The 671-nt window shown below is 49.2% G+C and carries 2 tRNA genes; both read left to right on the top strand.

The window, feature by feature from the left end:
• Positions 1-118 precede the first annotated feature (118 nt).
• Positions 119-195: transfer RNA gene (locus IEW65_RS17045), tRNA-Ile, on the top strand.
• A 110-nt stretch (positions 196-305) separates the two neighbouring features.
• Positions 306-381 (top strand) — tRNA-Ala (locus IEW65_RS17040).
• Positions 382-671 lie beyond the last annotated feature (290 nt).

Here is a 671-nt window from a genome sequence, read left to right as displayed (position 1 = left end):
TAGGGGAACCTGCGGCTGGATCACCTCCTTAAACGATGCATCATCCCTCGCGGTAAGCGCTCACAATGAATTACCTGATCAGATAGTAGAGCAAACGGTTTACGTACGATCCCCTCTTGGGTCTGTAGCTCAGTTGGTTAGAGCGCACCCCTGATAAGGGTGAGGTCGGCAGTTCAAGTCTGCCCAGACCCACCAAATTTCTGTTGTGTAGCATAAAACGCCCCTCGTATATAACGCTATACGCCGGTGCGTCATTGTCTGTGTCACAGTAATGGAGAACAAGAGGCTGGTTGTATGGCAACGATGGGGCCATAGCTCAGCTGGGAGAGCGCCTGCCTTGCACGCAGGAGGTCAGCGGTTCGATCCCGCTTGGCTCCACCATCATCTTACGGTGTTATCGTAAATGACGTTTGTGATTGTTTCGTGACCATTGATAAGCACGACGTAACGCGTCTTCTTATCACTGTTCATTGAACAGCTGCTCTTTAACAATGTATATCATGCTGACAAGAACGTTTTAAAACGTTCTTACGTAATTGTTTTGTGATACGTCTCAAGCGTATCCGGCAATCGTTATTATTGCGAACCCCAGACTCCTTCGGGTTATAGGGTCAAGCAATTAAGCGCACACGGTGGATGCCTAGGCAGTCAGAGGCGATGAAAGACGTGGT

The sequence above is a fragment of the Vreelandella lutescens genome (assembly GCF_014640815.1).
GTDB classification, from domain to species: Bacteria; Pseudomonadota; Gammaproteobacteria; order Pseudomonadales; family Halomonadaceae; genus Vreelandella; species Vreelandella lutescens.
Note: the sequence above shows the minus strand (reverse complement) of the source record. Positions and strands in the feature narration are given on the sequence as shown.